General features: G+C 70.5%; 18 protein-coding genes. 9 read left to right on the top strand and 9 right to left on the bottom strand.

Annotated features, from left to right (window positions below; translation table 11 throughout):
• Window positions 1-103 precede the first annotated feature (103 nt).
• The 3 genes from secG to pgi all read left to right on the top strand — a co-directional run bounded on the left by secG (window position 104) and on the right by pgi (window position 2,624).
• Window positions 104-334: a preprotein translocase subunit SecG gene (gene secG / locus QC283_RS34915; RefSeq protein WP_055416354.1), complete on the top strand. Its 231-nt coding sequence runs from the start codon at window positions 104-106 to the stop codon at window positions 332-334.
• Between the two features lie 199 nt (window positions 335-533).
• A complete protein-coding gene (locus tag QC283_RS34920; RefSeq protein WP_279565789.1) occupies window positions 534-869 on the top strand; it encodes an RNA polymerase-binding protein RbpA in 336 nt (111 codons plus the stop codon).
• A gap of 102 nt (window positions 870-971) precedes the next feature.
• Complete coding sequence (gene pgi, locus QC283_RS34925) at window positions 972-2,624, top strand: glucose-6-phosphate isomerase (RefSeq protein ID WP_279565790.1); 1,653 nt, start codon at window positions 972-974, stop codon at window positions 2,622-2,624.
• Window positions 2,625-2,696: 72 nt separating this feature from the next.
• Here pgi and pgl read toward each other — a convergent pair whose 3' ends face one another.
• From pgl to tkt, 5 genes are read right to left on the bottom strand one after another with little or no spacing between them, the layout of a single operon-like run.
• Complete coding sequence (gene pgl / locus QC283_RS34930) at window positions 2,697-3,479, bottom strand: 6-phosphogluconolactonase (protein ID WP_279565791.1); 783 nt, start codon at window positions 3,477-3,479, stop codon at window positions 2,697-2,699.
• Complete coding sequence (opcA, locus tag QC283_RS34935) at window positions 3,476-4,543, bottom strand: glucose-6-phosphate dehydrogenase assembly protein OpcA (RefSeq protein ID WP_279565792.1); 1,068 nt, start codon at window positions 4,541-4,543, stop codon at window positions 3,476-3,478. Before opcA ends, pgl begins: the two co-directional genes overlap by 4 nt.
• Window positions 4,540-6,063 (bottom strand): glucose-6-phosphate dehydrogenase, encoded by a 1,524-nt coding sequence (gene zwf / locus QC283_RS34940; RefSeq protein ID WP_279565793.1) that lies wholly within the window; start codon window positions 6,061-6,063, stop codon window positions 4,540-4,542. The genes opcA and zwf overlap by 4 nt, the downstream gene beginning before the upstream one ends.
• Before the next feature lie 4 nt (window positions 6,064-6,067).
• Window positions 6,068-7,186 (bottom strand): transaldolase, encoded by a 1,119-nt coding sequence (tal, locus tag QC283_RS34945; protein ID WP_279565794.1) that lies wholly within the window; start codon window positions 7,184-7,186, stop codon window positions 6,068-6,070.
• A gap of 34 nt (window positions 7,187-7,220) precedes the next feature.
• Window positions 7,221-9,308, bottom strand: coding sequence for a transketolase (gene tkt, locus QC283_RS34950; RefSeq protein WP_279565795.1), 2,088 nt, complete (start codon window positions 9,306-9,308; stop codon window positions 7,221-7,223).
• Between the two features lie 361 nt (window positions 9,309-9,669).
• On the opposite strand from tkt, the gene QC283_RS34955 reads away from it, so the two are divergent.
• The 4 genes from QC283_RS34955 to QC283_RS34970 all read left to right on the top strand — a co-directional run bounded on the left by QC283_RS34955 (window position 9,670) and on the right by QC283_RS34970 (window position 12,977).
• Window positions 9,670-10,638, top strand: a complete 969-nt coding sequence (locus QC283_RS34955; RefSeq protein ID WP_383531849.1) for a heme o synthase — start codon at window positions 9,670-9,672, stop codon at window positions 10,636-10,638.
• 56 nt (window positions 10,639-10,694) lie between these two features.
• On the top strand, window positions 10,695-11,048 hold the full coding sequence (locus QC283_RS34960; protein ID WP_279565796.1) for a hypothetical protein: 354 nt from the start codon (window positions 10,695-10,697) through the stop codon (window positions 11,046-11,048).
• 66 nt (window positions 11,049-11,114) lie between these two features.
• Window positions 11,115-12,221 (top strand): amidohydrolase family protein, encoded by a 1,107-nt coding sequence (locus QC283_RS34965; protein WP_279565797.1) that lies wholly within the window; start codon window positions 11,115-11,117, stop codon window positions 12,219-12,221.
• An 18-nt stretch (window positions 12,222-12,239) separates the two neighbouring features.
• Window positions 12,240-12,977: a nucleotidyltransferase gene (locus tag QC283_RS34970; protein ID WP_279565798.1), complete on the top strand. Its 738-nt coding sequence runs from the start codon at window positions 12,240-12,242 to the stop codon at window positions 12,975-12,977.
• Here QC283_RS34970 and QC283_RS34975 read toward each other — a convergent pair.
• From QC283_RS34975 to QC283_RS34990, 4 genes are all read right to left on the bottom strand, one after another.
• A complete protein-coding gene (locus QC283_RS34975; RefSeq protein WP_279565799.1) occupies window positions 12,932-13,954 on the bottom strand; it encodes a COX15/CtaA family protein in 1,023 nt (340 codons plus the stop codon). The genes QC283_RS34970 and QC283_RS34975 overlap by 46 nt on opposite strands.
• Before the next feature lie 55 nt (window positions 13,955-14,009).
• Window positions 14,010-14,783 carry an ABC transporter permease gene (locus tag QC283_RS34980; protein ID WP_383531338.1) on the bottom strand — a complete coding sequence of 258 codons (774 nt, stop codon included), beginning with the start codon at window positions 14,781-14,783 and terminating at the stop codon, window positions 14,010-14,012.
• Window positions 14,780-15,703: an ABC transporter ATP-binding protein gene (locus QC283_RS34985; protein WP_279565800.1), complete on the bottom strand. Its 924-nt coding sequence runs from the start codon at window positions 15,701-15,703 to the stop codon at window positions 14,780-14,782. The genes QC283_RS34980 and QC283_RS34985 overlap by 4 nt, the downstream gene beginning before the upstream one ends.
• A gap of 329 nt (window positions 15,704-16,032) precedes the next feature.
• Window positions 16,033-16,821 (bottom strand): aminoglycoside N(3)-acetyltransferase, encoded by a 789-nt coding sequence (locus tag QC283_RS34990; protein ID WP_279565801.1) that lies wholly within the window; start codon window positions 16,819-16,821, stop codon window positions 16,033-16,035.
• A gap of 160 nt (window positions 16,822-16,981) precedes the next feature.
• On the opposite strand from QC283_RS34990, the gene QC283_RS34995 reads away from it, so the two are divergent.
• Together QC283_RS34995 and sufB are read left to right on the top strand one after the other, a co-directional pair.
• Window positions 16,982-17,740 carry a helix-turn-helix transcriptional regulator gene (locus QC283_RS34995; protein WP_279565802.1) on the top strand — a complete coding sequence of 253 codons (759 nt, stop codon included), beginning with the start codon at window positions 16,982-16,984 and terminating at the stop codon, window positions 17,738-17,740.
• Window positions 17,737-19,158 carry a Fe-S cluster assembly protein SufB gene (gene sufB / locus QC283_RS35000; protein ID WP_003976894.1) on the top strand — a complete coding sequence of 474 codons (1,422 nt, stop codon included), beginning with the start codon at window positions 17,737-17,739 and terminating at the stop codon, window positions 19,156-19,158. Before QC283_RS34995 ends, sufB begins: the two co-directional genes overlap by 4 nt.
• Window positions 19,159-19,189: the final 31 nt, after the last annotated feature.

The following is a 19,189-nucleotide window of genomic DNA, read 5'->3' on the forward strand; positions in this document are numbered from 1 at the left end:
GCGGTAGCGGCGATACGTCGTACCCTTGCGGGGGCATGGTGGCCTGCTGTCACCGTGCCCCCGTCGTTCATCCGAAGCCGAGGAAGTTGGTCCAGCCGTGGTTATGGGGTTCTCGATCGCCCTGATCGTCTTCAGCCTGTTGCTGATGCTGCTGGTGCTGATGCACAAGGGGAAGGGCGGCGGCCTCTCCGACATGTTCGGTGGCGGCATGCAGTCGTCCGTCGGCGGCTCCTCGGTCGCCGAGCGCAACCTCGACCGGATCACGGTCGTGGTCGGTCTGCTCTGGTTCGCGTGCATCATGGTGCTCGGCCTTCTGATGAAGGCGAACAACTGACACACCCCGCACTTCAGCACGTAAAGCCCCATGTTCGGTACGCGCCCCACGGCGCCGCCTATCATGGGGCTTGCGTCTGAGCAGTGGAGCTTGTAACTCCAACCACTGGACGCGCGTTGGGCCTTACGTAGACTGAGGCGCTCGCAGCGAAGCGAACGCCGACTCGCTTTGCGGCACCATCACGCAGGGAGTTACGACCGTGGCAAGTGGCAACGCGATCCGGGGAAGCCGGGTCGGGGCGGGGCCGATGGGCGAGGCCGAGCGTGGCGAGTCCGCGCCGCGTCTGCGCATCTCCTTCTGGTGCTCCAACGGACACGAGACGCAGCCGAGCTTCGCGAGCGACGCACAGGTCCCGGACACCTGGGACTGCACGCGCTGCGGCTTTCCCGCCGGGCAGGACCGGGACAATCCACCGGACCCGCCGCGCACCGAGCCCTACAAGACCCACCTCGCGTACGTGCGCGAGCGTCGCAGCGACGCGGACGGCGAGGCGATCCTCGCCGAGGCGCTCGCCAAACTGCGGGGCGAGATCTAGTTCGGCCTCCTCCAGGCCGCTTCGGTCTTCTTCAGCGCTGATCAATTAGGTTGGAACAGCCGGGACAGCTGGGACACCTAAGGAAGAAGGCTGAAGTCCGACATGAACGAAGACGGCCGTACGAGGCTCAACCAGATGCCCGAATGGGCCGCGCTGGCCAAGCACCGCGAGGAGCTGGGCGAGGTGCGGCTGCGTGAGCTGTTCGCCGCCGACCCCGGTCGCGGCACCGGCTGCACGCTCCGGGTGGGAGACCTGTACGTCGACCACTCCAAGCACCTCGTCACCGACGAAACCCTGCGCCTGCTGCGTGAACTGGCCGCCGCCACCGACGTCTTCGGACTGCGCGACGCCATGTTCCGCGGCGAGAAGATCAACACCACCGAGGACCGGGCGGTGCTGCACACCGCGCTGCGCGCCCCGCGGGACGCGGTGATCGAGGTCGATGGCGAGAACGTCGTGCCCAAGGTGCACGCGGTGCTCGACAAGATGGCCGGCTTCGCCGAGCGCGTCCGCTCCGGACAGTGGCAGGGCCACACGGGCAAGCGCATCAGGAACGTCGTCAACATCGGCATCGGCGGCTCCGACCTGGGCCCCGCCATGGCCTACGAGGCGCTGCGCGCCTTCACCGACCGCGAGCTGACGGTCCGTTTCGTCTCCAACGTCGACGGCGCCGACCTGCACGAGGCCACCCGCGACCTGGACCCGGCCGAGACGCTGTTCGTCATCGCCTCCAAGACCTTCACCACCATCGAGACGGTCACCAACGCCACCTCCGCCCGGACCTGGCTGCTGGACGCACTCGGTGACGAGAAGGCCGTCGCCAAACACTTCGTCGCCCTGTCGACGAACGCCGAGAAGGTCGCCGCCTTCGGCATCGACACCGCCAACATGTTCGAGTTCTGGGACTGGGTCGGCGGTCGCTACTCGTACGACTCGGCGATCGGCCTGTCCCTGATGATCGCCATCGGCCCGGACCGCTTCCGGGAGATGCTGGACGGCTTCCACCTTGTCGACGAACACTTCCGCACCGCCCCCGCCGAGTCCAACGTCCCGCTGCTGATGGGCCTGTTGGGCATCTGGTACGGCAACTTCCTGGGCGCCCAGTCGCACGCGGTGCTGCCGTACTCGCACTACCTGTCGAGGTTCACCGCGTACCTCCAGCAGCTCGACATGGAGTCCAACGGCAAGTACGTCGACCGGGACGGGCGCGAGGTCGACTGGCAGACCGGCCCCGTGGTGTGGGGCACGCCCGGCACCAACGGGCAGCACGCGTATTACCAGCTGATCCACCAGGGCACCAAGCTCGTCCCGGCGGACTTCATCGGCTTCGCCCAGCCGGTGGCCGAGCTGAGCGACGAGCTGAAGGCCCAGCACGACCTGCTGATGGCCAACTTCTTCGCGCAGACCCAGGCGCTGGCCTTCGGCAAGACGCCGGACGAGGTGCGCGCCGAGGGAGTCCCGGAGGAGCTGGTCCCGCACAAGACGTTCAAGGGCAACCACCCGACGACCACGATCCTGGCCCGCGAGCTGACGCCGTCGGTGCTCGGGCAGCTCGTCGCCCTCTACGAGCACAAGGTGTTCGTCCAGGGCGCGGTGTGGAACATCGACTCCTTCGACCAGTGGGGTGTCGAACTCGGCAAGGTCCTCGCCAAGCGCGTCGAACCCGCCCTCACCGACGGCGCCGAGGTCCCCGGCCTGGACGCCTCCACGCGTGCGCTCGTCGCCGCCTACCGGGAGCTGCGCGGGCGGGAGTGAGCGACGAGAGGGGCGGGGCGGCAGGGGCGACAAGCCCCCACCACCCCGCCCCTCTCCCGTCTCACGGACCGATCAGGCCGACGCCGACGGATACAGCGAGCGCGGCAGCTGCGAGGCCGCCGCCGAGTCCAGCAGCCACAGGGTCCGGGCGCGGCCCTGGGCCCCCGCCGCCGGGGCCTGGATCTCGCCCGCGCCCGACAGCGCGATGGCCGCCGCCTCCGCCTTGTCCTCGCCGGCCGCCAGGAGCCACACCTCGCGGGCGGCGCGGATCGCCGGGAGGGTGAGCGTCACCCGGGTCGGCGGCGGCTTGGGCGCCCCGCGGACGCCGACCACCGTACGGTCCGTCTCGCGGACCGCGGGCAGCTCCGGGAAGAGCGACGCCACGTGCGTGTCCGGGCCGACGCCCAGCAGCAGGACGTCGAAGGACGGCACCGCGGCGTGATTCTCGGGAACGGACGCCTCGGCCAGCTCCCGCGCGTACGCGGCGGCCGCCGCCTCCACGTCCGAGCCGTCAGGACCGTCCGACGCCGGCATCGCGTGCACCCGCTTCGGGGCCAGCGGCACCGAGTCGAGCAGCGCCTCGCGCGCCTGGGTGACGTTGCGCTCCGGGTCGCCCTCGGGCAGGAAGCGCTCGTCGCCCCACCACAGGTCCAGACGGGCCCAGTCGATCGCGTCCCGGGCCGGGGACCCGGCGAGCGCCGCGAGCAGGCCGTTGCCGTTGCGGCCACCGGTCAGGACCACGGACGCGCTGCCCCGGGAGGCCTGCGCGTCCACGATCTTCGTGATCAGCCGGGCCGCCGCGGCCTCGGCCATCAGCTCCTTGTCGCGGTGCACGACCAGCTGGGGAGTGCTCACTTCGCCGCCGCCTTCTTCACCGGTGTCTTCTCCCGCGCCGCGTCCTTCGCGGGAGCCTTCGCAGCCGTTTCGACGGGAGCCGGGACCGCGACGGCCTCGCCACCGGAGCCCCCTTTGACCGGGGCGTTCGGGGCGTCCGGCGCGTTCAGCCGGTTCACCCCGTACCGCAGCGCCGAGGCGTACGTGTCGTCCGGGTCGAGGCGCCGCAGCTCCTCCGCGATCAGTTCGGCCGTCTCGCGGCGCTTGAGCGCCACCGCGCGGGCCGGCTGGCCCTGGATGGACAGGTTCGCCAGCGAGCCGTCGGCCCGGTCCAGGACGACCGGACCGCAGTCGGTCTCCATCCGGACCGCCGTCAGACCCGGACCGCTCGACGCCGTGCGCTGCACCGGGACGCCCAGCCGGTCCGCGAGCCACATCGCGAGCAGCTCGCAGCTCGGGTTGTACTCCTCGCCCTCGACCTCGACGGCCTGCACTTCGCAATCCACCTGGTCCAGGGCCGCGGCCAGCATCGAGCGCCACGGCGTGATGCGGGTCCAGGACAGGTCGGTGTCGCCCGGCGTGTAGGCGTCGGCGCGGGCGGCCAGCTCCCGTACCGGCTCCTCGCAGGCGTAGGTGTCGGTGACCCTGCGCTGGGCCAGCGCGCCCAGCGGGTCCCCGGCGGGGTCCAGCGGCGCGTTCACCGGCCACCACACCACCACCGGAGCGTCCGGCAGCAGCAGCGGCAGGACCACCGACTGGGCGTGGTCGACGACGTCGCCGTACAGCCGCAGCACGATCGTCTCGCCGGTGCCCGCGTCGGCCCCGAGGCGCACCTCGGCGTCCAGCCGGGACTTCGTACGGTCCCGGGGCGAGCGCGAGACGCGCTTGATGACGACGAGCGTGCGCGAGGGGTGCTCGTGCGCGGCGTCGCTCGCGGCCTTCAGCGCGTCGTAGGCGTTCTCCTCGTCGGTGACGATGACCAGGGTGAGCACCATGCCGATGGCCGGGGTGCCGATGGCCCGGCGCCCCAGCACCAGCGCCTTGTTGATCTTGCTGGCCGTGGTGTCCGTGAGGTCTGTCTTCATGGCCGGCGCCAGCTCCGTCCGTCTCGCTCGAGCATGTGGTCCGCCTCGACGGGTCCCCAGGTGCCGGCCGGGTACTGGGCCGGCGTGCCGTGCTCGTCCCAGTACTGCTCGATCGGGTCGAGGATCTTCCAGGACAGCTCGACCTCCTCGGTGCGCGGGAAGAGGTTGGCGTCGCCGAGCAGCACGTCCAGGATGAGGCGCTCGTACGCCTCGGGGCTCGACTCCGTGAAGGACTCGCCGTACGCGAAGTCCATGGACACGTCCCGGATCTCCATCGACGTCCCCGGCACCTTGGAGCCGAAGCGGACGGTGACGCCCTCGTCGGGCTGGACGCGGATGACGATCGCGTTCGAACCGAGTTCCTCGGTGGCCGTGGAGTCGAAGGGGGAGTGCGGGGCCCGCTGGAAGACGACCGCGATCTCGGTGACCCGGCGGCCGAGGCGCTTGCCGGTGCGCAGGTAGAAGGGGACACCCGCCCAGCGGCGGTTGTCGATGCCCACCTTGATCGCGGCGTAGGTGTCGGTCTTCGACTTCGGGTCGATGCCGTCCTCTTCGAGGTAGCCGACGGCCTTCGCGCCGCCCTGCCACCCAGCCGCGTACTGGCCGCGCACGGTGTCCCGGCCCAGGTCCTTGGGAAGGCGGACCGCGCCGAGCACCTTGGTCTTCTCGGCGGCCAGCGCGTCGGCGTCGAAGGAGGCGGGCTCCTCCATGGCGGTCAGCGCGAGCAGCTGGAGCAGGTGGTTCTGGATGACGTCACGGGCGGCGCCGATGCCGTCGTAGTAGCCGGCCCGGCCGCCGATGCCGATGTCCTCGGCCATCGTCACCTGTATGTGGTCCACGTAGGACCGGTTCCAGATCGGCTCGAACATCGTGTTGGCGAAGCGCAGCGCCAGGATGTTCTGGACGGTCTCCTTGCCCAGGTAGTGGTCGATGCGGAAGACCTGGTCCGGGGCGAAGACCTCGTGGACGATCGCGTTCAGTTCCTCGGCCGACCTCAGGTCGTGGCCGAACGGCTTCTCGATCACCGCACGGCGCCAGGAGCCGCTCGACTGGTCGGCGAGGCCGTGCTTCTTCAGCTGCTGGATGACCACGGGGAAGGACTTCGGCGGCACCGAGAGGTAGAAGGCGAAGTTGCCGCCCGTGCCCTGCGCCTTGTCCAGCTCCTCGATGGTGCCGCGCAGCCGCTCGAAGGCGTCGTCGTCGTCGAAGGTGCCCTGGACGAAGCGCATCCCCTGGATGAGCTGCTGCCAGACCTCCTCGCGGAACGGCGTACGGGAGTGTTCCTTGACGGCGTCGTGCACGACCTGGGCGAAGTCCTCGTGCTCCCAGTCGCGGCGGGCGAAGCCGACAAGAGAGAAGCCCGGCGGCAGCAGACCCCGGTTGGCGAGGTCGTACACGGCGGGCATGAGCTTCTTGCGGGAGAGGTCACCGGTGACGCCGAAAATGACCAGACCCGACGGCCCCGCGATACGCGGGAGCCGTCGGTCTGCGGGGTCACGCAGCGGGTTGCTGCTTGACAATGTTTTAGCCCTCCGAGGGGGCGAGGCGCTTCAGCTCCGCCTCGGTCGACTTCAGCAGGTCGGTCCAGGAGTCCTCGAACTTGTCGACGCCCTCCTTCTCCAGCAGCCGGACCACCTCGTCGTAGCCGATCCCGAGCTTCTCGACCGCGTCGAGGTCGGCGCGGGCCTGCTCGTAGGTGCCGGCGACCGTGTCGCCGGTGATCTCGCCGTGGTCCTCGGTGGCGAACAGCGTCGCCTCCGGCATGGTGTTGACCGTGTTCGGCGCGACCAGGTCGGTGACGTACATCGTGTCGCTGTACGCCTTGTCCTTCACACCGGTGGACGCCCACAGCGGACGCTGCTTGTTGGCGCCGGCCCTCTCCAGGGCGTTCCAGCGGTCGGAGGAGAAGATCTCCTCGTACGCCTGGTAGGCGAGCCGGGCGTTGGCGACGGCGGCCTTGCCGCGCAGCGCCTTGGCCTCGTCGGTGCCGAGCGCGTCGATCCGCTTGTCGATCTCGGTGTCCACGCGGGACACGAAGAAGGACGCCACCGAGTGGATCTGCGAGAGGTCCAGGCCGCGCTCCTTGGCCTTCTCCAGGCCGGTGAGGAAGGCGTCCATGACCAGGCGGTAGCGCTCCAGCGAGAAGATCAGCGTGACGTTGACGCTGATGCCCAGGCCGATGGTCTCGGCGATCGCCGGGATACCGGCCTCGGTCGCCGGGATCTTGATCAGCGTGTTGGGCCGGTCCACCAGCCAGGCCAGCTGCTTGGCCTCGGCGACCGTCGCCTTGGTGTTGTGCGCGAGGCGCGGGTCGACCTCGATGGAGACCCGGCCGTCCTTGCCGCCGGTGGCGTCGAAGACGGGGCGCAGGATGTCGGCGGCGTCGCGGACGTCCGCCGTGGTGATCATGCGGATGGCCTCTTCGACCGTGACCTTGCGGAAGGCGAGGTCGGAGAGCTGCTGGTCGTAGCCGTCGCCCTGGGAGATCGCCTTCTGGAAGATCGACGGGTTGGTGGTGACGCCCACGACGTGCTGCTGGTCGATCAGCTCGGCGAGGTTGCCGGACGTGATGCGCTTGCGCGACAGGTCGTCCAGCCAGATCGCGACGCCTTCATCGGAGAGGCGCTTGAGTGCGTCTGTCATGGAAAATGCATCTCCTACGTGTCGTATACGAGCGTCAGCGCTGAGCTGCGGTCAGCGATTCCCGGGCAGCGGCGGTCACGTTCTCGGCGGTGAAGCCGAACTCGCGGAAGAGCACCTTGCCGTCCGCCGAAGCACCGAAGTGCTCCAGGGAAACGATGCGGCCGGCGTCCCCGACGTACTTGTGCCAGGTGAGACCGATCCCGGCCTCCACCGCGACACGGGCCCTCACGGACGGGGGCAGGACGCTGTCCCGGTACCCCTGGTCCTGCTGCTCGAACCACTCGACGCACGGCATGGACACCACGCGCGTCGGCACGCCGTCGGCCTGGAGCCGCTCGCGCGCCTCGACGGCGACGTGCACCTCGGAGCCGGTGGCGATCAGGACGACCTCGGCGTCGCCGCCCTCGGCGTCGAACAGGACGTAGCCGCCCTTGGCCGCGTCCTCGTTGGCCTCGTACGTCGGCACACCCTGACGGGTGAGCGCCAGACCGTGCGGCTGGCCCTTGCCGAACTCCTTCGTCCAGCGCTTGAGGATCTCGCGCCAGGCGATCGCGGTCTCGTTGGCGTCGGCCGGGCGGACCACGTTCAGGCCCGGGATGGCGCGCAGCGAGGCGAGGTGCTCGACGGGCTGGTGGGTCGGGCCGTCCTCGCCCAGACCGATGGAGTCGTGCGTCCACACGTACGTCACCGGCAGGTGCATGAGCGCCGACAGACGGACGGCGTTGCGCATGTAGTCCGAGAAGACCAGGAACGTTCCGCCGTAGATGCGGGTGTTGCCGTGCAGCGCGATGCCGTTCATCTCGGCGGCCATCGCGTGCTCGCGGATGCCGAAGTGAATCGTGCGGCCGTACGGGTCCGCCTCGGGCAGCGGGTTGTCCGCCGGGAGGAAGGACGACGTCTTGTCGATCGTCGTGTTGTTCGAGCCGGCCAGGTCGGCCGAGCCGCCCCACAGCTCGGGAACGACCGCGCCGAGCGCCTGGAGGACCTTGCCGGACGCGGCACGGGTGGCGACACCCTTGCCCGTCTCGAAGACCGGGATCTTCTCCTCCCAGCCCTTGGGGAGCTCGCCCTTGGCGACCCGCTCGTACTCGGCGGCGCGGTCGGGGTGGTTGTCCCGCCACTGCTGGAAGGTCTTCTCCCACACGGCGCGGGCCGCCCGGCCCTTCTCCAGCGCCTTGCGGGTGTGGCCGATGACCTCGTCGGAGACCTCGAAGGTCTTCTCCGGGTCGAAGCCCAGGACCCGCTTGGTCGCCGCGACCTCGTCGTCGCCGAGCGCCGAGCCGTGCGCGGCCTCGGTGTTCTGGGCGTTCGGGGCGGGCCAGGCGATGATCGAGCGCATGGCGATGAAGGACGGCCGGTCGGTGACCTTCTTCGCCGCCTCGATCGCGTCGTAGAGCGCGTTCGGGTCCAGGTCGCCGTCCGGCTTCGGGGCGACGCGCTGGACGTGCCAGCCGTACGCCTCGTACCGCTTGCAGGTGTCCTCGGAGACGGCGGTCTCGGTGTCGCCCTCGATCGAGATGTGGTTGTCGTCCCACAGCAGGACCAGGTTGCCGAGCTTCTGGTGGCCCGCGAGGGAGGAGGCCTCGGCGGAGATGCCCTCCTGAAGGCAGCCGTCACCGGCGACGCAGTAGACGAAGTGGTCGAACGGGGAGGTGCCCTCGGCGGCCTCCGGGTCGAACAGGCCGCGCTCGTAGCGGGCGGCCATCGCCATGCCCACCGCGTTGGCGACACCCTGGCCGAGCGGGCCGGTCGTCGTCTCCACACCCGTGGTGTGGCCGTACTCCGGGTGGCCGGGGGTCTTGGAGCCCCACGTGCGGAAGGACTCGAGGTCCGCCAGCTCCAGGCCGAAGCCGGCCAGGTAGAGCTGGGTGTAGAGGGTCAGCGACGAATGGCCGGCGGACAGCACGAAACGGTCGCGTCCGACCCAGTTCGCGTCGGCGGGGTCGTGCCGCATCACCTTCTGGAAGAGGGTGTAGGCGGCGGGCGCCAGGCTCATCGCCGTACCCGGATGGCCGTTGCCAACCTTCTGTACGGCATCGGCGGCCAGGACGCGGGCGGTGTCCACGGCCCGCTGGTCCAGTTCGGTCCACTCGAGGTCTGTGGTGGTCGGCTTGGTGCTCACCCTGAGTCAGGGCTCCTCTCCACATGTCGGATGCCGGTGCGCGTGCTGCGCCCACCGGCTGCCGGCGCGTCCGTGAGTCGGCCGGCCATGGCCGAGCCTACCCCCGTAAGTACGTGCGTTTTTCCGCTGGAAACAAGACTGCCGGGACTCTCGTGGATCCGCCTCTCGACTGGGCGAAACCGCATTCGGCAAGTGAATACGGAGCCGCTCATCTGACCGCTCAATCGACTCCCCGAACGCACGTCGGAGCACCCCTCTCAACACGACCCCACCCCCACGAAGGCCGAAGTACGGGCAACGTCTAAAGTGGCGTGGTACGCGCGAGCCTTTACCGCCACTTCACGCGGTCGGGCTTGCTGGGATGTCTCTGTCAGGGGTGTGCGTGACGGCCGTTGAATCCCGTCCTGCGGGGGTTATCGGGACGAACCAGAGCCCGAGTCACCGGCCGTTCGGGGCCCGTGTCAAGGCGTTCGTGGCGTTGACCAAGCCGCGGATCATCGAGCTTCTGCTGATCACCACCGTTCCGGTGATGTTCCTCGCCGAGCAAGGTGTTCCGGATCTGAGGCTGGTGCTGCTGACCTGCGTCGGCGGTTACCTGTCCGCCGGCGGCGCCAACGCGCTGAACATGTACATCGACCGCGACATCGACGCGCTGATGGACCGGACCTCGCAGCGCCCGCTGGTGACCGGAATGGTCAGTCCGGCCGAATGCCTGGTCTTCGGCATCACCCTGGCCGTCGTCTCGACGCTGCTGTTCGGCCTCACCGTCAACTGGCTGTCGGCCTGGCTCTCGCTCGGCGCTCTCCTCTTCTATGTCGTCGTCTACACGATGATCCTCAAGCGCCGTACCTCGCAGAACATCGTCTGGGGCGGAATCGCCGGCTGTCTGCCGGTGCTCATCGGCTGGTCGGCCGTGACCAACTCGATGTCCTGGGCGCCGGTCATCCTGTTCGGGGTGATGTTCTTCTGGACGCCGCCGCACTACTGGCCGCTGTCCATGAAGGTCAAGGAGGACTACGCGCGCGTCGGCGTGCCGATGCTCCCGGTCATCGCCTCCAACAAGGTCGTCGCCCGCCAGATCGTCATCTACAGCTGGGTCATGGTCGCCGTGTCGCTGCTGCTGCAGCCGCTGGGCTACACCGGCTGGTTCTACACGGCGGTCGCCCTGGCGGCCGGCGGCATGTGGCTGTGGGAGGCGCACGGGCTGCAGAACCGCGCCAAGGCCGAGGTGACGGGCGGCAAGCTCAAGGAGATGCGGCTCTTCCACTGGTCGATCACCTATGTGTCGGTGCTGTTCCTGGCGATCGCGGTGGACCCCTTCCTGCGCTGAGTACTCGCGGTTCCCGCCCGTCGCCGTCCGATCTACCCGTCGGTAGCATCCTGGTCATGGCAGACACGCAGCAGGTTGACACGAAGGCCGGGTGGGCCGAGCGGTGGGCCGAGTACCGGCTGACCCGGATGGCCGGGCGGATCGACGCCTTCTCCAAGGCGCACGGCGGCGCCGAGGCCCAGGTGGCCTACCTCGGTGAACGCGGCGCCCGGATCGTGCTCGTCGGTGAGGACGGCGCCTGGGGCGACCTGGTCGCGCGCTCCCCCGAGGCCGCCCGGAAGGCCGTGGAGAAGTCCGGGATCACCGTCCACGACGACTTCGACGGCGAGTTCGCGGCCAAGGTGGAGACCGGCCCCTACGAGTGGTCGCGCATGGCGGGCATCCAGGTCGGCGGGCCGAGCAACACCTGAGACCGGGTTCACCCGTTAGGACCGTAGGAAGCCGCAAGGCGCACGGTCCCAGCAGGGGGAGCCCGGATGATCGAAACGCCGTCCCTGGTGGACCAGTACTGCCACGGCGTCCTGAGAACGGAGCTGGGCCTCGGCACCTTCGAGGCCCGGCTGGCCCGCACCGAGGGGCCGCCCGCGGCGGGCACTACCCTCTTCGACACCCAGACCGGCTTCGCGGTACGCCGCTGGTGCCCGCCCCTGCTCGGCCTGGAACCGCACTGCACGCCCGCCCGCTACCTGGCCCGGCGCCGCGAACTCGGCGTCCTGGAGGCCGACCGCAGGCTGCTGCGCGGCAGCGGCATCACCACCTACCTGGTCGACGCCGGCCTGCCCGGCGACCTCACCGGACCCGCGGAGATGGCCACCGCCGCGGACGCCGACGCCCACGAGATCGTCCGCCTGGAACTACTGGCCGAGCAGGTCGCCGACACCTCCGGCACCGTCGACTCCTTCCTCGCCAACCTCGCCGAGGCGGTGCACGGCGCCGCCGCGAACGCGGTCGCCTTCACCTCGGTGGCCGGCGTACGGCACGGTCTGGCGCTCGCTCCCGAACCGCCCGGCCCCGGCGAGGTGCGGGGCGCCGCCGCCCGCTGGCTGACCGGGCGCGAGGTCGGCGGCGAGCTGAGCGACCCGGTCCTGCTGCGGCACCTGCTGTGGAGCGCCGTCGCCTCGGGCCGGCCGCTCCAGCTGCACGCGGGCCTCGGCGAGCCGGGCCTGCGCATCGACCGCACCGACCCGGTCCTGCTGACGGACTTCGTACGGGCCACCGCCGGCCTCGGCACCGACCTGGTCCTGCTGCACGGCTACCCGTACCACCGCCACGCCGCCCACCTCGCCGGAGTCTTCCCGCACGTCTACGCCGACTCGGGCGCCGCCCTGGTACGCACCGGCGCCCGGGCCGCGACGGTCCTCGCGGAGATCCTGGAGCTGGCGCCCTTCGGCAAGGTCCTGTTCTCCAGCGGCGCCCAGGGCCTGCCCGAACTGCACGTGGTCGCCGCCCGCCTCTTCCGCGAGGCCCTGGGACGGGTGCTGGGCACCTGGGTGGCCGAGGAGGCGTGGGCACCGGCGGACGCGCGGCGGGTGGCGGGGATGATCGCGTCGGGAAACGCGGTGAGGGTGTACGGCCTGGACTGAATCGCGGACACTGACCGGATGCCGACCGACACGCTGCTCGATCGCTTCCTCCAGGGACTCGGACCCCTCGCCCCCGTCGCCGTCTGGGCCCACGGCTCACTGGCCGGCGGCGACTACCAGGAAGGCCGGAGCGACCTCGACCTGATCGCGGTGCCAGGCCGCCCGGTCACCGCCCGCACGGCCTGGCGGCTGGGACTGCTCCACGCCCGACTGCGCGCCGAGCCGCTCGCGGGACAGCTGCACTGCACCTATCTGTCGCCCGACTCCGTCGCGGACCCCGCACGGCGCCATCTGACCTGGGCGCACGGGCAGCTGTTCAAACGACCGGTCACCCCGGTCACCCGGCGCGAGCTGCACACCTTCGGGCGTGTCCTGCACGGGGAGTCACCGGGGCCGGTGCTGCCGCGCGTGTCCGACACCGAACTGGCCGGGTTCGTCGTCCGGGACCAGCGGGACTTCTGGCGGCCGGCCGTGCGGCGGGGCGAGCTGTGGCGGCAGGACGTCTGGGTCGACCTGGGCCTGCTCACCTTCGCCCGCGCCACCGTCACGCTGCGGGACGGCGACCTGATCTCCAAGCGGCAGGCACTCGCGGAACTCCGCGGCCTGGGAGCGCCCGGCGAGGTCGTCGGGGACATCGAGCGACGCCGCTACGGGAACCCCGTGCCGCCCGCCGCCGACTGGACCGTCCGCCGCGGCGAGCTGACCCGGAGCTACCTGGGGCCGGCCATCGACGCGCTGGTCGCCTCGTACTCCTGAACCGGCACCTCGGGCACCGTCTCCTCGGGCCGCTCACGCAGCGCCAGCAGCACCCTCAGCGCCGCGATCCACATCACGCACGAGCCGAACATGTGCAGGCCGACCAGGACCTCGGGCAGGTCGGTGAAGTACTGCACGTAGCCGATGGCGCCCTGGGCGAGCAGCACCAGGAACAGGTCGCGGGTGCGGGCCAGCGGGCCCTTGGGCGCGTCGACCGCCTTCAGGACGAACCACAGGGCGAACGTCAGCGTCACCACGACCCACGCCAGGACGGCGTGCACCTTGCTCACCGTCTCCCAGTCGAGCGGCATCCGCGGCACGTCGCTGGAGTCACCCGCGTGCGGTCCGGCCCCGGTGACCACCGTGCCGACCGCGATCAGCAGCACGGAGACGCCGATCATCGCCCACACCAGCTGCTGGACCGCCTTGCCGACCAGGGGGCGCGGTGCCGCGTCGCCCTCCCGGGTGCGCTGCCACATCACGGTAGCGACCGCGATCAGCGCGGTCGACAGCAGGAAGTGGGCCGCGACGGTGTACGGGTTGAGGCCGACCAGGACCACGATGCCGCCGAGGACGGCGTTGCCCATCACGATCCAGAACTGCAGCCAGCCCAGCCGCGTCAGGCCACGCCGGTACGGCTTCTGCGACCGTGCGGCGATGATCGCCCAGCCGACCGCGGCGCACAGCACGTAGGTCAGCAGACGGTTGCCGAACTCGATGACGCCGTGGATGCCCATCTCGCTGGTGTTGGTCAGCGAGTCGTCGGTGCACTTGGGCCAGGTCGGACAGCCGAGGCCCGATCCGGTCAGGCGCACGGCACCGCCGGTGACGACGATGGCCACCGCCATGACGAGCGCGGCGAGGGCCGCCCGCCGGACCGTCCGGGGATCCGGGGTCCAGCGCGCGGCGATGAAGGCGAGCGGATTGCGCACGGCGGCTGCGGCGTCGGCGCGGGTCACGTTTGGCACGCCGTCCATCGTAGGCGCCCGCTTGTGCACGCTTTCACGAGGGTCCGGTCAGTGGTGCGTGCTCCTACTCCCAGCGGAAGAACTTCCCGGCCGCCGCCAGTCCCACGACGGCCCAGACGGCGAGGATCCCCAGGTCGCCCCAGGGCATCTGGGCCCCGTGCTGGAGGACGTCCCGCAGCCCGTCCGACAGGGCGGAGATCGGCAGCAGCCCCAGCACGCTCTGCGCCGCGTCCGGGAACTTGTCCAGCGGCACGATCACCCCGCCGCCCACGAGGAGCAGCAGGAAGACCAGGTTGGCGGCGGCCAGCGTGGCCTCCGCCTTCAGCGTGCCCGCCATGAGCAGTCCGAGCCCGGAGAAGGCGGCCGTACCGAGGACCAGGAGCAGCAGCACGGCGAACGGGCTGCCGTGCGGCGACCAGCCCAGCGCGAAGGCGATCACCGTCAGCAGGATGATCTGGAGTACCTCGGTGACCAGGACGGACACCGTCTTCGCGGTCATCAGGGCCCAGCGCGGCAGCGGCGAGGCGGCCAGCCGCTTGAGCACCCCGTACCGGCGCTCGAAGCCGGTGCCGATGGCCTGCCCGGTGAACGCCGTCGACATCACGGCGAGCGCCAGGATGCCGGGCGCGAGGAAGTCCACGGCCTCCTCGGCACCGGTGTCGATGATGTCCACGGAACCGAACAGGACCAGCAGCAGCGTCGGGATGATCACCGTCAGCAGCAGCTGCTCGCCGTTGCGCAGCAGCATCTTCGTCTCGAGCACGGCCTGGGCCGCGATCATGCGGCCGAGCGGCGCGGCACCGGGCTTCGGCGTGTAGGTGCCGGTGGTGGTGGTCACGAGCGCAGCTCCTTGCCGGTCAGCTCCAGGAAGACGTCCTCCAGGGTGTGCCGCTCCACCGAGATGCGGTCCGGCATCACCCCGTGCTGGGCGCACCAGGAGGTCACCGTGGCCAGCAGCTGCGGGTCGATCTTGCCGTTGACGCGGTAGCTGCCCGGCGTCAGCTCGGCGGCCGACGAGTCCGCGGGAAGCGCCTTGAGCAGGGACACGACGTCCAGTCCGGGCCGGCCGGAGAACCGCAGGGTGTTCTCGGCGCCGCCGCGGCACAGCTCCTCGGGCGAGCCCTGCGCGATGACCCGGCCGGCGTCGATGACGGCGACGTCGTCGGCCAGCTGCTCGGCCTCGTCCATGTGGTGGGTGGTGAGGATCACCGAGACGCCGTCACCGCGCAGGTCCCGTACGAGGTCCCAGGTGGCGCGGCGGGCCTGCGGGTCGAGGCCGGCGGTCGGCTCGTCCAGGAACACCAGCTCCGGGCGGCCGACCACGGCCATCGCGAGGGCGAGCCGCTGCTGCTGCCCGCCGGAGAGCCTGCGGTACGTCGTCCGGCCGCACGAGCCGAGCCCGAGCCGTTCGATCAGCGCGTCGACGTCGAGCGGGTGGGCGTGCAGCTTCGCGACGTGGCGCAGCATCTCGTCCGCGCGGGCGCCGGAGTAGACGCCGCCGGACTGGAGCATCACGCCGATCCGGGGCCGCAGCTCGGAGCCCTGCCCCACCGGGTCGAGGCCCAGCACGCGCACTGTGCCGGAGTCCGGCTTCCGGTAGCCCTCGCAGGTCTCGACCGTGGTCGTCTTGCCCGCCCCGTTGGGGCCGAGTACGGCGGTGACACCCGCCCGGGCCACCAGGTCGAGGCCGTCCACCGCGGTCTTCGTGCCGTACCGCTTCACCAGGGCCTGGACCTGGACCACGGGCTCGCTTCGCATGGGTCACGAGTCTAGGTACGCGGACGGCGGCTCAAGCGCGCGGGTGCGGGATCTCCTCCGCAGGGGTGGAGCACGGGGCGCTCGTGGGAGCCGGCGGATGCCCCGCATCGGGTCGGCGTACGGCGCCCAGGGGGCCCGTGCGGGGGCAGGCGTACGGCCGCGTACGGCGCTTAGGGGGCCCGTGCGGGGCCGACGTACGGCGCTCAGGGCCCCGTGAGCCGCCGCTCGCGGGGGGCTCGGGGCCCAGGCGGGGGGCCGCCGCCCGCCCGCGCCGGTGAGCGGTGCGGGCGGTCACGCGGCCGGGCACGTCGCCCCGGCCGCCCGTCCCGCTACTCGCGGGGACGGTGCAGCGGCAGCCAGCGTTGCGCGTAGGCGACCGCGTCCGCCAGCGGGAAGAGCCGCGAGACGGCCGCGCCGACCCGCCCCCGCACGACGGGCCGGTCCCTCTCGAAGTCGTGCCCCAGCTCGTCGAACCGGTCCGAGGTGATCGACACCTCGGTGACGCGCTCCCAGCCGACCGGTCCCGGCCGCCCCACCTCCACCAGCGGGGACGGAATCCGGTACTCGGCGAGGTGGAAGGCCGTGCAGGCCTCGAAGCCCGTGCCGAGCAGCAGTACCCGGGCGTGCAGCCGCTCCAGGGTCGCCAGCGGGCTGCGCTCGCCCAGGCGGCAGTCGGTCGCGTGGCCGGCGACCACCTCGGCGGCGCGGGGGCCGAGGGCCGCGAAGGACGTCTGCGGGTGCGCGCTGCGCAGGGCGCCCGGCCAGGTGCGCACCGTCTCGGGGAGTACCCCGACCCCGCGCGAGGGCGTGATCAGCGGGTCGTAGGCCGGCATCGCGGTGCGGACGGTGTGCCACCACTCCTCGGGCACCGGCGGGCTCTGCCACAGGGCCGGGTCCGAGAGGTCGCCGGTCTGGGTGGGGACCACCAGGGTGCCGTCCGGGCCGAGTGCGTCGAGCAGCCCCTGGACGACCGCGACGGGACCTCCGCAGACCCAGCCGAGGCTGCTGAGCGAGGAGTGCACGAGGAGGGTGTCGTCGGTCCGCACACCCAGCTCGCGCAGTCCCGCGGCGATGGTGCCGCGGGTGACGAGTGGGCCGGTGGGAGGGGGTGTGGGCATGACCGGGAGTGTCCCGCAGGCCCGTCCGCGATGCCACCGCATTGATCGATCAAAGATCGTTTCCGCAGGTCAGATTAGGTATGCCTAAGTGACGCAGGGCACCGCACGAAGATCCGGACGCGGCTTGCCGACCCCGGATGAATTACGCAACAATGGCGTTGTGAAAAACGTTGGCGAGGCTCCGCAGGAGGAACTCGCGACCGGTGAGCGGTCCACCCGCAACCGTGTCGCGCGCTCCATCCTGGACCACGGGCCGTCGACCGTCGCCGAGCTCGCCGGACGCCTGGGCCTCACCCAGGCCGCCGTCCGGCGCCATCTCGACGCACTGGTCGCCGACGACGTGGTCGAAGCCCGTGAGCAGCGGGTCTACGGCACGCGCACGCGCGGACGGCCCGCCAAGGTCTTCGCGCTCACCGACTGCGGCCGGGACGCCTTCGACCAGTCGTACGACAAGCTGGCCGCGGACGCCCTGGGCTGGATCGGCCGCCAGGAGGGCGGGGAGCAGGCGATCGCCGCCTTCGCCCGTGCCCGGATCGCCGCTCAGGCGGGCGCGTACCGCAAGGCGGTCGAGTCCGTCCCGCCCGAGAAGCGCACGGAAGCCCTGGCCAAGGCCCTGAGCGCGGACGGGTACGCTGCTACCGCGCGGAGCGCACCCCACCCCCAGCAGGGCGAGCAGCTGTGCCAGCACCACTGCCCGGTCGCCCACGTCGCGGAGCAGTTTCCGCAGCTGTGCGAGGCGGAGACGGAATTTTTCGCCGAGCTGCTCGGTACTCATGTACAGCGGCTCGCGACCATCGCGCACGGCGACGGGGTCTGCACCACGTTCATTCCGAAGACTTCGCACGCGCCGCCCACGGCGCGAGCGACCAAGAACACCGCTAACGCATCTGCAAGCACGGCCGGGAGGAACCCCGCATGACTCTCCCCACGGAGACTGCTCACCCCGAGCTCGAGGGCCTGGGCAAGTACGAGTACGGCTGGGCCGACTCCGACACGGCCGGCGCCTCTGCCAAGCGCGGCATCAACGAGGACGTCGTCCGCGACATCTCCGCGAAGAAGAACGAGCCGGAGTGGATGACCAAGCTCCGTCTCAAGGGCCTGCGCCTCTTCGAGAAGAAGCCCATGCCGAACTGGGGCTCGGACCTGTCGGGCATCGACTTCGACAACATCAAGTACTTCGTGCGCTCCACGGAGAAGCAGGCGGAGTCCTGGGAGGACCTGCCCGAGGACATCAAGAACACGTACGACAAGCTCGGCATCCCCGAGGCGGAGAAGCAGCGCCTCGTCGCCGGTGTCGCCGCCCAGTACGAGTCCGAGGTCGTCTACCACCAGATCCGCGAGGACCTGGAGGAGCAGGGCGTCATCTTCCTGGACACCGACACGGCCCTGAAGGAGCACCCGGAGCTCTTCAAGGAGTACTTCGGGACCGTCATCCCCGTCGGCGACAACAAGTTCGCCTCGCTGAACAGCGCGGTGTGGTCCGGCGGCTCCTTCATCTACGTGCCGAAGGGCGTGCACGTCGAGATCCCGCTCCAGGCCTACTTCCGTATCAACACGGAGAACATGGGCCAGTTCGAGCGGACCCTGATCATCGTCGACGAGGGTGCCTACGTGCACTACGTCGAGGGCTGCACCGCCCCGATCTACAAGTCGGACTCGCTGCACTCCGCCGTGGTCGAGATCATCGTCAAGAAGAACGCCCGCTGCCGCTACACGACCATCCAGAACTGGTCGAACAACGTCTACAACCTGGTCACCAAGCGCGCCGTGGCGTACGAGGGCGCGACCATGGAGTGGATCGACGGCAACATCGGCTCCAAGGTGACGATGAAGTACCCGGCCGTCTACCTGATGGGCGAGCACGCCAAGGGCGAGACCCTGTCCATCGCCTTCGCGGGCGAGGGCCAGCACCAGGACGCCGGCTCCAAGATGGTCCACATGGCGCCGAACACGTCCTCCAACATCGTCTCGAAGTCCGTGGCGCGCGGCGGCGGCCGCACCTCCTACCGCGGTCTCGTCGAGATCGGCGAGGGCGCCCACGGCTCCAAGTCGAACGTGCTGTGCGACGCGCTGCTCGTCGACACCATCTCCCGCTCCGACACGTACCCCTACGTGGACGTCCGCGAGGACGACGTGTCCATGGGCCACGAGGCGACCGTCTCCAAGGTCTCCGAGGACCAGCTCTTCTACCTGATGAGCCGCGGTCTGAGCGAGTTCGAGGCGATGGCGATGATCGTGCGCGGCTTCGTCGAGCCGATCGCCAAGGAGCTGCCGATGGAGTACGCCCTCGAGCTCAACCGGCTGATCGAGCTGCAGATGGAGGGCGCGGTCGGTTAAGACCCGCCCCCGAAGCAGTCGCCAGATTTCT

Origin of the sequence: Streptomyces sp. DH41 (assembly GCF_029813785.1) — a bacterium.
Classification (GTDB): Bacteria; Actinomycetota; Actinomycetes; order Streptomycetales; family Streptomycetaceae; genus Streptomyces.